At 55.0% G+C, this 11,837-nt stretch carries 15 protein-coding genes, 4 tRNA genes and 2 pseudogenes; 7 read left to right on the forward strand and 14 right to left on the reverse strand.

What is annotated here, in order from left to right:
• Positions 1-55: 55 nt before the first annotated feature.
• Positions 56-673, reverse strand: a complete 618-nt coding sequence (locus tag PSH57_RS19210; protein WP_305384881.1) for a LysE family translocator — start codon at positions 671-673, stop codon at positions 56-58.
• A 102-nt stretch (positions 674-775) separates the two neighbouring features.
• Here PSH57_RS19210 and PSH57_RS19215 point away from each other — a divergent pair, with 102 nt between their 5' ends.
• The gene (locus tag PSH57_RS19215) at positions 776-1,228 is read left to right on the forward strand and encodes an Lrp/AsnC family transcriptional regulator (RefSeq protein WP_305384882.1); all 453 of its coding nucleotides are present in this window, start codon (positions 776-778) and stop codon (positions 1,226-1,228) included.
• A gap of 172 nt (positions 1,229-1,400) precedes the next feature.
• On the opposite strand, the gene PSH57_RS19220 is transcribed toward PSH57_RS19215, so the two are convergent.
• Positions 1,401-1,850 carry a PACE efflux transporter gene (locus PSH57_RS19220; RefSeq protein ID WP_305384884.1) on the reverse strand — a complete coding sequence of 150 codons (450 nt, stop codon included), beginning with the start codon at positions 1,848-1,850 and terminating at the stop codon, positions 1,401-1,403.
• 106 nt (positions 1,851-1,956) lie between these two features.
• On the opposite strand from PSH57_RS19220, the gene PSH57_RS19225 reads away from it, so the two are divergent.
• Positions 1,957-2,841 (forward strand): LysR substrate-binding domain-containing protein, encoded by an 885-nt coding sequence (locus PSH57_RS19225; RefSeq protein WP_305384885.1) that lies wholly within the window; start codon positions 1,957-1,959, stop codon positions 2,839-2,841.
• A gap of 97 nt (positions 2,842-2,938) precedes the next feature.
• Positions 2,939-3,271, forward strand: coding sequence for a type II toxin-antitoxin system HicB family antitoxin (locus PSH57_RS19230; protein ID WP_305384886.1), 333 nt, complete (start codon positions 2,939-2,941; stop codon positions 3,269-3,271).
• A 170-nt stretch (positions 3,272-3,441) separates the two neighbouring features.
• Here the strand turns inward: PSH57_RS19230 and PSH57_RS19235 are convergent, their stop codons facing one another.
• The 3 genes from PSH57_RS19235 to PSH57_RS19245 all read right to left on the reverse strand — a co-directional run bounded on the left by PSH57_RS19235 (position 3,442) and on the right by PSH57_RS19245 (position 4,843).
• The gene (locus PSH57_RS19235) at positions 3,442-3,948 is read right to left on the reverse strand and encodes a P-loop nucleotide/nucleoside kinase family protein (RefSeq protein WP_305390428.1); all 507 of its coding nucleotides are present in this window, start codon (positions 3,946-3,948) and stop codon (positions 3,442-3,444) included.
• A gap of 52 nt (positions 3,949-4,000) precedes the next feature.
• The gene (locus PSH57_RS19240) at positions 4,001-4,201 is read right to left on the reverse strand and encodes a hypothetical protein (protein ID WP_305384887.1); all 201 of its coding nucleotides are present in this window, start codon (positions 4,199-4,201) and stop codon (positions 4,001-4,003) included.
• A gap of 96 nt (positions 4,202-4,297) precedes the next feature.
• Positions 4,298-4,843, reverse strand: a complete 546-nt coding sequence (locus tag PSH57_RS19245) for a hypothetical protein (RefSeq protein ID WP_305384888.1) — start codon at positions 4,841-4,843, stop codon at positions 4,298-4,300.
• Between the two features lie 288 nt (positions 4,844-5,131).
• Between PSH57_RS19245 and PSH57_RS19250 the strand changes: the two genes are divergently transcribed.
• Both PSH57_RS19250 and PSH57_RS19255 read left to right on the forward strand, forming a co-directional pair.
• Positions 5,132-5,425 (forward strand): type II toxin-antitoxin system RelE/ParE family toxin, encoded by a 294-nt coding sequence (locus tag PSH57_RS19250; protein WP_025212842.1) that lies wholly within the window; start codon positions 5,132-5,134, stop codon positions 5,423-5,425.
• A gap of 2 nt (positions 5,426-5,427) precedes the next feature.
• Positions 5,428-5,736: an addiction module antidote protein gene (locus tag PSH57_RS19255; protein WP_256232771.1), complete on the forward strand. Its 309-nt coding sequence runs from the start codon at positions 5,428-5,430 to the stop codon at positions 5,734-5,736.
• A 128-nt stretch (positions 5,737-5,864) separates the two neighbouring features.
• Here the strand turns inward: PSH57_RS19255 and PSH57_RS19260 are convergent, their stop codons facing one another.
• Positions 5,865-6,137: a hypothetical protein gene (locus PSH57_RS19260; protein ID WP_305384890.1), complete on the reverse strand. Its 273-nt coding sequence runs from the start codon at positions 6,135-6,137 to the stop codon at positions 5,865-5,867.
• A gap of 404 nt (positions 6,138-6,541) precedes the next feature.
• Here PSH57_RS19260 and PSH57_RS19265 point away from each other — a divergent pair, with 404 nt between their 5' ends.
• On the forward strand, positions 6,542-6,880 hold the full coding sequence (locus PSH57_RS19265) for a YceK/YidQ family lipoprotein (RefSeq protein ID WP_305384891.1): 339 nt from the start codon (positions 6,542-6,544) through the stop codon (positions 6,878-6,880).
• Positions 6,881-6,953: 73 nt separating this feature from the next.
• Here the strand turns inward: PSH57_RS19265 and PSH57_RS19270 are convergent.
• The 5 genes and pseudogenes from PSH57_RS19270 to PSH57_RS19290 all read right to left on the reverse strand — a co-directional run bounded on the left by PSH57_RS19270 (position 6,954) and on the right by PSH57_RS19290 (position 9,724).
• Positions 6,954-7,299: pseudogene (locus PSH57_RS19270) on the reverse strand (hypothetical protein).
• Positions 7,296-7,625, reverse strand: coding sequence for an MFS transporter (locus PSH57_RS19275; protein ID WP_305416006.1), 330 nt, complete (start codon positions 7,623-7,625; stop codon positions 7,296-7,298). Before PSH57_RS19275 ends, PSH57_RS19270 begins: the two are co-directional and overlap by 4 nt.
• A 923-nt stretch (positions 7,626-8,548) precedes the next feature.
• Positions 8,549-8,698 (reverse strand): annotated as a pseudogene (locus PSH57_RS19280) (antitermination protein Q); the annotation flags it as partial.
• Between the two features lie 126 nt (positions 8,699-8,824).
• A complete protein-coding gene (locus tag PSH57_RS19285) occupies positions 8,825-9,277 on the reverse strand; it encodes a hypothetical protein (RefSeq protein ID WP_305384893.1) in 453 nt (150 codons plus the stop codon).
• Between the two features lie 370 nt (positions 9,278-9,647).
• A tRNA-Val gene (locus PSH57_RS19290) sits at positions 9,648-9,724 on the reverse strand.
• Between the two features lie 183 nt (positions 9,725-9,907).
• Between PSH57_RS19290 and PSH57_RS19295 the strand changes: the two genes are divergently transcribed.
• Complete coding sequence (locus tag PSH57_RS19295) at positions 9,908-11,191, forward strand: NAD(P)/FAD-dependent oxidoreductase (RefSeq protein WP_305384894.1); 1,284 nt, start codon at positions 9,908-9,910, stop codon at positions 11,189-11,191.
• A 222-nt stretch (positions 11,192-11,413) separates the two neighbouring features.
• On the opposite strand, the gene PSH57_RS19300 is transcribed toward PSH57_RS19295, so the two are convergent.
• The 3 genes from PSH57_RS19300 to PSH57_RS19310 form a co-directional block, all read right to left on the reverse strand.
• Positions 11,414-11,490, reverse strand: a tRNA-Asp gene (locus tag PSH57_RS19300).
• A gap of 89 nt (positions 11,491-11,579) precedes the next feature.
• A tRNA-Asp gene (locus PSH57_RS19305) sits at positions 11,580-11,656 on the reverse strand.
• A gap of 58 nt (positions 11,657-11,714) precedes the next feature.
• Positions 11,715-11,790: transfer RNA gene (locus PSH57_RS19310), tRNA-Val, on the reverse strand.
• Between the last annotated feature and the right edge of the window lie 47 nt (positions 11,791-11,837).

Genomic DNA, 11,837 nt, shown 5'->3' on the forward strand with positions numbered 1-11,837 from the left:
TGCCGGGGAACTGTAAGTGCCGGGCAATGGATGAACGGCAGGTACAGGGTTGAGCCTAGTATTGCTGTGTCGCGAACCGAAATACAGCAGGCACGGTTGCCAGAATTAGAGTAATGGACATGCCCATATTGAATATTAACGCGAGGTTCGGACGCGTTAATACTCGCCGTAGTGCAACGCCTGCTATTGCCCATACGCCAACACAAGGAATTGTCACGGTGGTTAACAGAGCGGCCGCTATCGTTAAATTCAGGAGATGGTTCTCGACTGGAATATAGGTGGCGGCCGCGCTAATTGAAAGAGTCCATGCCTTAGGGTTTATCCACTGAAACGCGGCCCCTCCGATAAGCCCCATTGGCGGTCGAGTCTCCTGATGCAGCTCCAGCGGGCCACTGGTTGCAATCTTCCATGCGAGCCAAAGAATATAGCCTGTTCCGAGGATTGCCAGTGCTATATGAAAACCTGGAACCGCGTCGAAAAGAACTCCCAGGCCCAGCCCCAATACTGCGAATTGCAAGCCGACTCCCAAGGCAATCCCACTGACAAGGGGAATTGAACGTAAAACTCCTGAGCGCGCGCCACACACGAGCACCATGGCATTGTTCGGGCCCGGGGTGCCCGTCATAACAACAGCGAATATCAAAAACGGTAGTAGGACTGCAAGATCCGTCATGAATACACTTCTAATTGAGTGGTTGATGAGCGGTCTATTTTATCGCGCGCAACTCGTATTTTGGTTGCATAATGGCGGCCATATCCAGCAACGGCACAACAAATGACCGGTTTTGACAGAATAGATCGAAGAATATTGCAGGAGCTTGCAACTGACGCCCGTCAGACGAATGTGAAGCTGGCCGAGCGAGTCGGCCTTTCGGCGTCCGCATGCCTAAGGCGGGTGCAAGAGCTTGAGCGATCCGGGGTCATTACTGGATATCGCGCGGTGATTGATCGATCCCGCCTGGGAGCGGGCTTTGTGGTTTACGTAGCCGTTGGACTTTCGAACCACACGAAAGATTGCCTGGAGGCTTTCGAGCGCGCAGTCAGCCGATGTCCAGACGTCGTGGAGTTCCACACGATAACTGGGGCAATTGAGTATCTACTGCGGGTTGAAGTTGAGGATATAAGGTCCTATAAAACTTTCCACACCGACGTCCTCGGTACCTTGCCGCACGTTTCTTCGATCACCAGCTACATCGTTATGGACTCGCCAAAAAATGAGCGTCCTTGAACAGTAGATTGCAGGCTGGTCTGGCGTGCTGTTGGGGTTTCTAAAGGTAATGATCTGCGATCACCAGTATCCTTTTTCCTGCTTCCATTGCTCCCTGCTGAAAATAGATTGGAAGATGTAAACCTCATCAGGACGGGACAAGCGTATCCGGATTGCAGCTCATGCAACTGATTCAGGGTCCGTTGGATACAGGACCCTGAGCGGACTGTGCTGAAAGCGGAACATCAAACACTCGATCAAACCCCCATTGAAAAACCAGCGAGTAAAAAAAGAAAAACACAAACAGGCCCAGGTTAGTCATCAGTGCCATCCACAGGCTGATGCCTAGCCACGCCCCAATCACCGGGGTAAGGATCAGCGTCAAACCACCTTCAAAACCCAGGGAATGGAACAGTCGTCGAATCCAATTGCGATGACGGCTGCGCTGGTGACGCTCCCACCACTCGAACAAGCCATTGAAAAGCATGTTCCAGGCCAGCGCGACAGCAGAAATCACCAGCGACAGCAGGGTTGAATAGCCCATGCCCTGGTCGTAGGTCAGCGCCAACGCCGGTGCCACGAACAGCACGCCGCCGGTTTCGTAGAGAACGGCCTGGAGGATTCTGCGGTTCGTACCTTGCATCGGCGGGCTCCTGAATGGGGTTGGATGACCACAGCCTGGCAAGTTGAGCGCACGCGCACAATTGAGCTAAATTGAGCCACGCTCAACCTGAGTAACCTACCCGCCTATGTTCGCCAAACTGCCCCTCACCGCCTTGCGCGGCTTCGAGTCCGCCGCACGGCTGGGCAGCTTCAAGGCGGCGGCCCAGGAACTGAATGTCAGCCCGGCAGCGATCTCCCATCAGGTCAAAAGCCTTGAAGCCTTCCTTGGTGTGCGACTGTTCGAACGCACCAGCCAAAGCGTGCGCCTGAGCGCCGATGGCGAACGCCTTCAGCCGTTCATGCACCGTGCCCTGCTTGATATCCAACATGGCCTGCAGGTTCTGTCGCCGCCTTGTGCTGCACAGTCCTTGGTGGTGAGCACGACGCCGGCATTCGCCAGCCTGTGGCTGATACCGCGGCTTGGGGATTTTCATCGGTTGCACCCGGAGATCGACGTCAGGCTGCACAGCAGCAACGAAGTGGTGGACCTGCGGCGTGATGCAAGCATCGACCTGGCCATCCGCGCCCTGTTCACGCCTGACCCACAACTGTTCGAGCAGCCTTTGCTGGACGAGTATTTTGGCGTCTATTGCCGCCCCGGCTGGCAGCCGCCCGCTACGGGCTCGCCCGTCGAACTGATCGACGTGCCGTGGCTGAGTAGCGCAAAGGCGGAGGTCGACTGGCCTGCGTGGTGCGCCAAGGCCGAGGCCCTGGGCTGGCTGGAGAACGCGCGTTTTCGGCGTTATGACGAGGAACAGCATGCACTGCAGGCGGCGATCGCCGGGCATGGGCTGGCGCTCGCCAGCAATGTGCTGGTTGCTGAGGCTGTTGCGCGTGGGGAGCTGGTTGATTACCGCCCTGAAGTTCACCTGGCGGGGGCGCGGTATACCGTAGTGTGTGTGCCGGGGCGGGAGCGGCAGGTGGCGGTGCGGGGGTTTAGTGAGTGGTTGCTGGGTCAGAGTAACGGCTGAATGGTGAATGACCGTGGAATTCGCACCCAGGACAGAAAGCCAAGAAATATCAAGTAGAAGAAGCTCGTGAATTTCTCCAGCGAGCAGGAGTTTAACTATGAACAGCATGACCTATAAGGGCTATACAGCCCGAGTTGAGTTTGATGAGCGTGACGACATCTTCGTCGGTCGAGTTCTGGGAGTACGTGACATCATCAGCTTTCACGCCGAGTCAGTAACAGAACTGCGCACCGAATTTGCTAGTGCTATCGAGGATTATTTGGCGGACTGTGTCGAACAAGGAGTCAGCCCTGAGAAGCCAGCCTCTGGAAAGGTGATGCTGCGCATTCGTCCTGAAGTGCATGCTGCCGCTACCATTGCAGCCCAAGCTGCCGGCAAGAGCCTGAACCAATGGGCCGACGAGGTGTTTGAGCGCGCTGCACACGCCTAATGACAAATCAAGCCCAGCGCATGGCTGGGCTTTGAGCATCTATTCAGTCAACGGATGGAAAACTGGAGACAGGCCCCTCCGCCTCATATCGTGGTCTGTCCCCGCCTTCACAATGCGCTGGTTCCGAGGTTGGCGTAGGAGTTTTCGTCGATGTCGCTGGCGCGCCGACATTACTCACTGGACAGGAATCGGTCGATGATCATCGAGACCGCTTGCACCGGAGATGCCAAGGCCGTGTCTATGCAAAACGGAGCTTCGTCCCATGGCTCATATTCATGATCCAGTACCGATTGCCAGGTTGGTGGAGTCAGCCCTGGAACATCAACCCTCCTTGTTTCGACCCGGCGCCGATGTTCATCTTGATCGGAACAGACCACTTGGATATCTGCTAATCGGACACCCGCTTGTGAGGCGATTTCGCTCCACGCGATTCGGCTTTCGAGGACGGGATTGACACAATCAACGATGACTGCGTGGCCCAAACGAAGATTACTCAGGGCAAGCTCATTAGCAACCATGTAACCACTGCGCCCCACATCTTGCGCAAGAGCGCCAGAGTTTCGAATCGCCTGTTCAATTGTATCTATGCGCAGGTACACGGCGCCTGTCGTAGCGGCGAGTTCATTGGCGATAGTCGTTTTTCCGGTGCCGGGAAGGCCGCTGAAGACAATGAGCACTCCATGTCCTTCGATTAATCTCATAATCGCGGCCTCCCCCCCGCTTTCCCCTTTAATGAAGAACCCTGCGACTCTCCCCAATCCTGATCCTATCGAGCGCCCTGTTTAAAGCATCCAAGGCATCGAGCAGGGCTTTCGCCTCAGCTTCCCGACCGTCGCCCCAGAGACGTTCAGCCATTTTGTTCAGTGCCTGGATAGAACGTTCAATGTCAGCAGCCGTCACGACTTTGCTTTCCTGATGTTTCTTTGGCATTGATTCACTCTTCCTCGGGGCGTGCTTCATCAGCTTCAAGAAAAAACTGGGATCACCACCCGCCCCGGTCAACCAACACTAGTTAGCCAGGATCGATTACTTAGCTTTTGCGCTCTTGATGTCACTGATGATTTTCTGAGAAATAGCCTGAACCTGCTCTTGGGTCATCGCCGACATGACGCCTTCCCAAGCAGACGACGAGGTGTCATATGTCCGAGTTCCAATCAGGCGGCCTGATTTCAAGTCCGAATAATCTGCACTGGAATTGACCCACGCATTTCCCACCATGACCCCAGCTCCGTATCGCGCGCCTGGGGTGAGGTAACGGAAATTGGTCACATTGATCTTGATGCCGACGCCGTCCTTGCCCTCTTGGCTTAATGCCTGAGCCTCTGTAAGGCTGTAACCGGCGCGAGTCGCTTCGACTTGCAGGGCGTCATTCCACTCTTGCTTCAAGCGAGGCCAGTCTTCGTTTTGTTGAACCTTGTTATTGCCTTGAAAGTTTACAACCAGATTCTGCTTGGCTGACTCCTGAATGACGAGCGTTTCAGTCCCGCCGCTTTTTACAGAGGCAGCGCATCCGCTCAACATCAAAACAGCTACAGCGCAGGACAGCGCAATCGAAAGCTTGGGTGTGTTCATTGAATTTCCATATCCACAAAATCGATTGAGAGAGGCGTTGAATATTCCCGCCGAGCCAGATGAGCCCACACGCTGGACGCGCAGAATTTAGCACCATTGCGTCGCTGCTACGAGCCAAGGGCGAGGTCAGCAAAGCCTGAAGACAGGCCACGATTTTGAGTTCACTCATCATCAGATCGTGATCTGCTTCCGTTTTCTTCCCCTCCCCAGCACCCTGAATCGAGAATACGGGGGGATGACCGACATCAGCATCTTGACTTCCAGTATCCAACTGGATACGGTCCAATCATGAATTATCTCATCCAGCAAACGCAGACGTTCACTGCTTGGCATTCATCGGTCCGTGATCTGCGAGCAAAAATCGCTATCGCCCGTCGCATTGATCGCGCCGCAGCAGGTAACTTGGGCGATGTGAAACCTGTTGGTGATGGTATTTCAGAGTTGCGTGTGGATGTAGGCGCTGGCTACCGGGTCTATTTCACCATGCGCGGTGGAGTGGTCATCGTGCTACTGGCGGGTGGTGACAAGTCTTCACAGAGTGCTGATATCCGGCGAGCGAAGAAATTGGCAAAGGAGATTTGAGCATGAGCCAACACCTGACGACATTTGACATGGCGGCACTTCTCGATAGCGACGAAGCAATCAGCGAATACCTTTCTCAGGTGCTGGCTGATGGTGATAGCGAGGAGTTTCTCCGAGCGATCGGCTATGTGGCCAAGGCCCGCGGCATGGCGCAGATCGCTAAAGACTCTGGCATGGGGCGAGAAAGCTTGTACAAGGCGTTCGCCCCCGGATCAAAGCCGAGATTCGATACTGTACTTAAAGTCATTCATGCGCTAGGCATTGATCTTCATGCGCAGCCTGGGCATGCAGTTAATCATTCACCAGCCTGAAGAGCGGATTAGACACCGGGAATAAACCGCGATTTTGAGTTCGCCTTGTAAATCGGACCGGCTCAGAATCGTAGCCTACCTCTGTTCTCCTCTTATGAAACGGGCGGCTTATAAGCCGCCCGTCTTCATCATTTCGCCGCCTGCGCCCGCAATCGTCTTCCAATCACATCCATGACATCACAACCATCGCGTAACGAGGTGGTCAGCAATTTACAAAAATCAGTCAGCACCACCGTGTCTGAGTTGATGTCCGAGCGAAACGCGATATTTTCCAAGACTTGGGTCACGGTGCGGATGCGGTAGTCGGCGGTTTCGAAAAGGACGTCTAGAGGCGCTTCGGTGTCGATGAGCAGGGTTGCGGGGATGAAGTCGATGCCGGTGATGGGCATGTATCGGGTCATGAGCAGTACCTTCATTCAATTGATAAGGAGCAGGAGCTTCTGCGCTTCATTCAATCGAGTCGCCAAACCCGAATCGCCATCTGGGCGACAGAGAGACAATAAGTTGCACATCCAGATGCTGCAATGCACTGGTTTCCGAGGTTTGTGTAGGAATTTGCGTCAATACCCTCGCGGCGCTCGTTCGAGCCTTCATAAGCCGTAGCGAAGGGAAGTGGGGAAACTCACCGCGGAATAACCCACCAGCGGCGAGTTGACTTGAGCTTGACGCTTATCGTCGCCATAACCCTCTCCAGTGCCGCGACACAATTTTCTGATGCGCGAAAGGTGTCGAAACCTATGAATTGAGAATTCGCGATTCCACCCACTCGTCTACAATCCAAAACTCTTCCAAAGGACTTGAATCAATGAATTTCAGGTGCATTCTGTTGGTGCTCGCGGTCGCTTCAGCGTCGGGATGCGGGACGATCAATACGACCTTTCGGGATGAGGCTGTGGCTAGCGGTAAACTGGCTCGCTGGCATTCCCACTGTGACTCGGTTCCACGAATCTATAGCGGTGCAGTTTTTGATTACTGCACACTGGATGCGGAGCCACGGCAAAACACTGGTTTCAATGGACACCCCGCCCCAGCACTTATTGTACTCGACATGGGCCTCTCAGCTGTCGCGGACACTCTCTTATTGCCTTACTCCGTCTATTTGCAAAACAAGCACGGCGATATCAGGAAAGCGCGTTTCGAATAGCAAGGCAAGCTGGTCACGGGCGGACCATTTGGAGCTGTCCCGGCTTCGCATAATTGAGAAAGCGCACCCCGACTTACTTGGGTCGGCGTTCGACCCCGCCGGGCACCTTGTCACACCGCATGCAATGCTCACAGTTCAAATGTCGGCAGATCCAGGCTTTTACCCGCAGCCAGTAGGTGACCATGAACAGGTGATGGATGCCGGCCAGAGCCAGGGCGATGTGCAGCGTCAGCCCGGCAGTGGTCGGGCCGAACAGAACGCTGTCATGCCGGGTAGTGACCACGTACGCGCTGATGGCGATAGCCGAGTAGATTCAGCTTCCCGAGGATGCCGTCCCTCACCTTGCCACTTACCACGCACCAGAACGCCCATAAGGCGATCATGCCGCAGGCGATGGAGTTGATCAGTTCAAGCTTCATGGTGGATTGCCTCCCCCGAACCGCTGGCGGATAAATGCCCAGAGGTCAGCGGCTTTGATGGCCCGGGTTATGGCGGCGATGAGTGAGCCACCGAAGGTGCCCAGGAGGAAACCGACACCGGCAACACTGCGCGGCTCGACCACTCCGAAATAGGAACTAATCAGGCCCGTCAGGTAATGGGCACAGACCGCACCCGAGAAAATGAAGATCGCCCAGGCCTTTCGGTCTACCAGGTCATCACGGTGCCAGAAACTGACGGCAATCGCGCCAATCAATCCGGCCAGTGCCCAGTCAAGCTTGTCGAGCAGGCGATGCAGGAATTCCATGCGCTTAATTCCGTAGGCATGACTGAATTTGAATCAGCTCCAGCAGCACTCCCAGCTCAGAGCAATGGGTGTAGTGGAGCCGAAAACGAAAAAGCCCCGGCAAATGCCGAGGCTCATGAATATGTGGAGATATCTTTAAGCTGAGGCCACGACCCCCGCAGTGAGCAAAACAATTCCCAAATACCAACCCCAGAGGAACACCTTCGCTTGTGAGTCTTTCCTCGCATAGACGTACACGTAAAAAGGTATGACTAAGCAGAGCATGGCTTGGGGTAACGAATTTTTTATGGCAACGCAGAAAATGACCAGTTGCATAGCAACCATTAAGCCGAGCCCCGACAGGAGCAAGTACATGACCATCCGATTACATCCATTTGAAATGAGTGGTGAATGTATCGGCGGCCCAATCAGAAACTAAAAGCCCGATAATGCCGGCTCTTTCTCTTTCCATATATGCACAAAAAAGCCCGACGCAATGGCCGGGCTTTCTGTGAATTCATGCTGTCCAGCAGCCTACTTCGCGCCGCCGTTCCCACGATTCGTCTGAGCATCCTGATCAGATCCAGGATTACCGGGCGGAGGGTCCCAATCTACGGGCCTCTCGGCCGTGCCCTGCTGAGGCTCTGATTCGGCCTGTTCAAGACCGGAACCATGACTCTCACTTGTATCAGGCGCATCTTCGTCTGGTCCGGGGTATGGAGCGTCCGGGCCGTTGTTATCGTCCACCATGGCATCTCTCCTTTCTGAGGCGCACATCTGCGCATATACGTGGGAGAGCCAACTTGGACAGGAAGTGCAACGAACTCGACGAGTGGACGAAAAAAAGCCCGACTCAATGGCCGGGCGTTCTCTGTGGTGTCGCGCTTGAAAAGCTGAACACGGTGCTATGAAAACAGAGCTATTCCATATGGACAACTCTTTTTTCAAGCTGCCTCCCTCATCCGCTCCAAGACGCAATCCACCCAGGCAACGCCGGCCTTGATCAGCTCCCGGGCCTTGCCTTCGCTCATGCCGTATTGGCGGTCGACTCGCACCGCGGCCCACTTAGCGCCGTAGTACAGCCAGATCATGTCGGGAAAAGGGGACAGATTTATTTTCTAGCCGGCTGCCAGTTGATCCAAGCGAATCCATTCGATGAAAACTCTCAGCGCAGCGAAGTAAAAATAAATCTGTCCCCTTTTCTGCAACTCGAATAGCCACTATCCGACTTGATCGATCAGACGCTGTGTGTTGCGAGCCGTCAAAGTTTTCAGCCCTTCCAAGTCGATATCGCTCTCGATGACATTCGGGACGATGGTGCGTTGACGTACCAGGGAATCATTCATCGCCGCGACCGAGCGCGCCTTCGCTACAGCACGAAGCAGCGTATTGAACTCTTTTTCGCGCCCGACCGGAGTGCCAACTTCACGGAGCTTCTTTTCTGCAAACCTCAGGTTATCTGCGATCAGGCCAAAAGGGTGGCCTTCCAGATAGCGTTCGGGAACGTCTTCCGCGCACAAAATCTTGGTGCATTTACTCATGTCGGTTTCGAGCTTGCTCAGATCGGCAACAACACGTTTCACAAGATCCTGCACATTCGCCTGGATCCGCTTCGCTGTTGCAGCTGACTGCTTGGCTGGCACTACATCAGCAAATGCCATTTGATCAGTCATGACCATGCATGCCGCAACCATAGTCATGGCGATGGAAGGCCCCGACCAAGAGCCTTTGCTTTGAGCTGCTACTGTCATAACGTCACCAAACCTACCGAATTGCTCAAATACTATACAGTGAATTCAAGGTTCGATGTATGGCCCCGAGCAGCCACCGATACGCCTATCCACCGGCTTACCAAACCTCTTCCTTGATAACGTTCAGAGCGTAGCGCGATAAAAAGCCTTCGACGATAGGCTTGGGACCAGATTAGTGCCTTTGAAGAGATTTTCAGAAACCTCCTACGTCGCAGCTTTGCAAACCCAAACGCAAAAAAGGGCCAACCTTTCGGTTGACCCTTCTAGACCGCCCAGCAGAGCGGATTTTGTTTGGTAGGCGCGATTGGACTCGAACCAACGACCCCCACCATGTCAAGGTGGTGCTCTAACCAACTGAGCTACGTGCCTGCTGTGAGGCGGCATTCTACGGAATTCCGAAGGGGTGTCAATACCTTTTTTTCACCTAACCCTATGAATATGCAAAATATTTAATTTCGCCAATGCGGCGAAGATTTGGCGGTGGCTGGCGGCTGATTTTTATCTCGGGTAGGATCGGCGCATTCGTAAAAAATATAAAACAGAGGTTGCAGAATGGCGAACACACCGTATCCAGAGTCTTATTACGCCGCGTCGGCCAATCCGGTTCCAGCTCGCCCTGCCCTGCAGGATGATGTCGAAACGGATGTTTGCGTGATCGGCGCTGGTTACACCGGCCTGTCCTCTGCGCTGTTTCTGCTGGAGCACGGTTTCAAGGTCACGGTGCTTGAGGCGGCGAAGGTGGGTTTTGGTGCTTCGGGGCGCAATGGCGGGCAGATCGTTAACAGTTATAGCCGCGACATTGATGTGATCGAGCGTAGCGTTGGCCCTCAGCAGGCGCAGTTGCTGGGCAACATGGCGTTCGAGGGTGGGCGGATTATTCGCGAGCGGGTGGCGAAGTATCAGATTCAGTGTGATTTGAAGGATGGCGGGGTGTTCGCCGCCCTTACCGCCAAGCAAATGGGCCATCTGGAGTCGCAGAAGCGTTTGTGGGAGCGTTTCGGCCATACCCAGCTGGAGTTGCTGGATCAGCGTCGGATCCGCGAGGTGGTGGCCTGCGAGGAGTATGTAGGCGGAATGCTGGACATGAGCGGTGGGCATATTCATCCGCTCAACCTGGCATTGGGCGAAGCGGCGGCTGTGGAGTCCCTTGGCGGGGTGATTTATGAACAATCGCCAGCGGTGCGCATCGAGCGTGGTGCCAACCCGGTTGTGCATACGCCGCAGGGTAAGGTCAGGGCCAAGTTCATCATCGTGGCCGGCAATGCTTATCTGGGCAATCTGGTGCCGGAGCTGGCGGCCAAGTCCATGCCTTGCGGCACCCAGGTGATTGCCACCGAGCCGTTGGGGGAGGAGCTGGCTCGCAGCCTGCTGCCTCAGGATTATTGCGTTGAGGACTGCAACTACTTGCTCGATTACTACCGACTGACGGGCGACAAGCGCCTGATTTTCGGCGGCGGCGTGGTGTATGGCGCGAGGGATCCGGCGAACATTGAAGCGATCATTCGTCCGAAGATGCTCAAGGCCTTCCCGCAGCTCAAAGACGTGAAGATCGATTACGCCTGGACCGGAAATTTCCTGCTGACGCTGTCGCGTCTTCCGCAGGTCGGGCGCCTGGGGGATAACATTTACTATTCCCAGGGCTGCAGCGGCCATGGCGTGACGTATACGCACCTGGCGGGCAAGGTCCTGGCTGAGGCGCTGCGTGGTCAGGCTGAGCGTTTTGATGCGTTTGCGGACCTGCCGCACTACCCTTTCCCTGGTGGTCAGCTGTTGCGTACGCCGTTCGCGGCGATGGGGGCTTGGTATTACGGGCTGCGGGATAAATTGGGGTTCTGAGAACGACAACACATCACCAAAGGGCTGCTTCGCAGCCCAACGGGGATAAATCCCCTCGCCACAAGCAAGCTTCCTCGCCACGGGCTTGTTCCAACCTTTCAGTGTCCTTATCCCGAAAACAAAAAACCCCGGTCTTTCGACCAGGGTCTTTGCTATCGACTAGAAGTAGCTTCGCAGCTTGCTTCTTAGCTTCAAGGCGTTCAGTGGGCCTCGAAGCAGATATGGCGCAGCGGACGGGACTCGAACCCGCGACCCCCGGCGTGACAGGCCGGTATTCTAACCGACTGAACTACCGCTGCGTATCGCTGTGGACTTGCGTCCAGTTAACTCGTCTGATCTAAACCCTTGGGTTTGGATCTCGAACCAGGCGAACCTGCTTCGGAAAATATGGCGCAGCGGACGGGACTCGAACCCGCGACCCCCGGCGTGACAGGCCGGTATTCTAACCGACTGAACTACCGCTGCGCGTCGGTGGAGGCTTTTGACAGCTTCCGTCTTGCTTTCGCAAAACTCTCGTAAAACATGGTGGGTGATGACGGGATCGAACCGCCGACATTCTGCTTGTAAGGCAGACGCTCTCCCAGCTGAGCTAATCACCCTTTGCTTCGTTGAGGCCGCGAAATTTACGCAGGTACCGAAGCTAAGT

Origin of the sequence: Pseudomonas hefeiensis (assembly GCF_030687835.1) — a bacterium.
GTDB classification, from domain to species: domain Bacteria; phylum Pseudomonadota; class Gammaproteobacteria; order Pseudomonadales; family Pseudomonadaceae; genus Aquipseudomonas; species Aquipseudomonas hefeiensis.

Bases quoted from the DNA above. Each gene is read 5' to 3' on its own strand.
- PSH57_RS19210 (WP_305384881.1), bottom strand. From the start codon at position 673: ATGACGGATCTTGCAGTCCTACTACCGTTTTTGATATTCGCTGTTGTT.
- PSH57_RS19215 (WP_305384882.1), top strand. From the start codon at position 776: ATGACCGGTTTTGACAGAATAGATCGAAGAATATTGCAGGAGCTTGCA.
- PSH57_RS19220 (WP_305384884.1), bottom strand. From the start codon at position 1,850: ATGCAAGGTACGAACCGCAGAATCCTCCAGGCCGTTCTCTACGAAACC.
- PSH57_RS19225 (WP_305384885.1), top strand. From the start codon at position 1,957: ATGTTCGCCAAACTGCCCCTCACCGCCTTGCGCGGCTTCGAGTCCGCC.
- PSH57_RS19230 (WP_305384886.1), top strand. From the start codon at position 2,939: ATGAACAGCATGACCTATAAGGGCTATACAGCCCGAGTTGAGTTTGAT.
- PSH57_RS19240 (WP_305384887.1), bottom strand. From the start codon at position 4,201: ATGCCAAAGAAACATCAGGAAAGCAAAGTCGTGACGGCTGCTGACATT.
- PSH57_RS19245 (WP_305384888.1), bottom strand. From the start codon at position 4,843: ATGAACACACCCAAGCTTTCGATTGCGCTGTCCTGCGCTGTAGCTGTT.
- PSH57_RS19250 (WP_025212842.1), top strand. From the start codon at position 5,132: ATGAATTATCTCATCCAGCAAACGCAGACGTTCACTGCTTGGCATTCA.
- PSH57_RS19255 (WP_256232771.1), top strand. From the start codon at position 5,428: ATGAGCCAACACCTGACGACATTTGACATGGCGGCACTTCTCGATAGC.
- PSH57_RS19260 (WP_305384890.1), bottom strand. From the start codon at position 6,137: ATGACCCGATACATGCCCATCACCGGCATCGACTTCATCCCCGCAACC.
- PSH57_RS19265 (WP_305384891.1), top strand. From the start codon at position 6,542: ATGAATTTCAGGTGCATTCTGTTGGTGCTCGCGGTCGCTTCAGCGTCG.
- PSH57_RS19275 (WP_305416006.1), bottom strand. From the start codon at position 7,625: ATGGAATTCCTGCATCGCCTGCTCGACAAGCTTGACTGGGCACTGGCC.
- PSH57_RS19285 (WP_305384893.1), bottom strand. From the start codon at position 9,277: ATGACTGATCAAATGGCATTTGCTGATGTAGTGCCAGCCAAGCAGTCA.
- PSH57_RS19295 (WP_305384894.1), top strand. From the start codon at position 9,908: ATGGCGAACACACCGTATCCAGAGTCTTATTACGCCGCGTCGGCCAAT.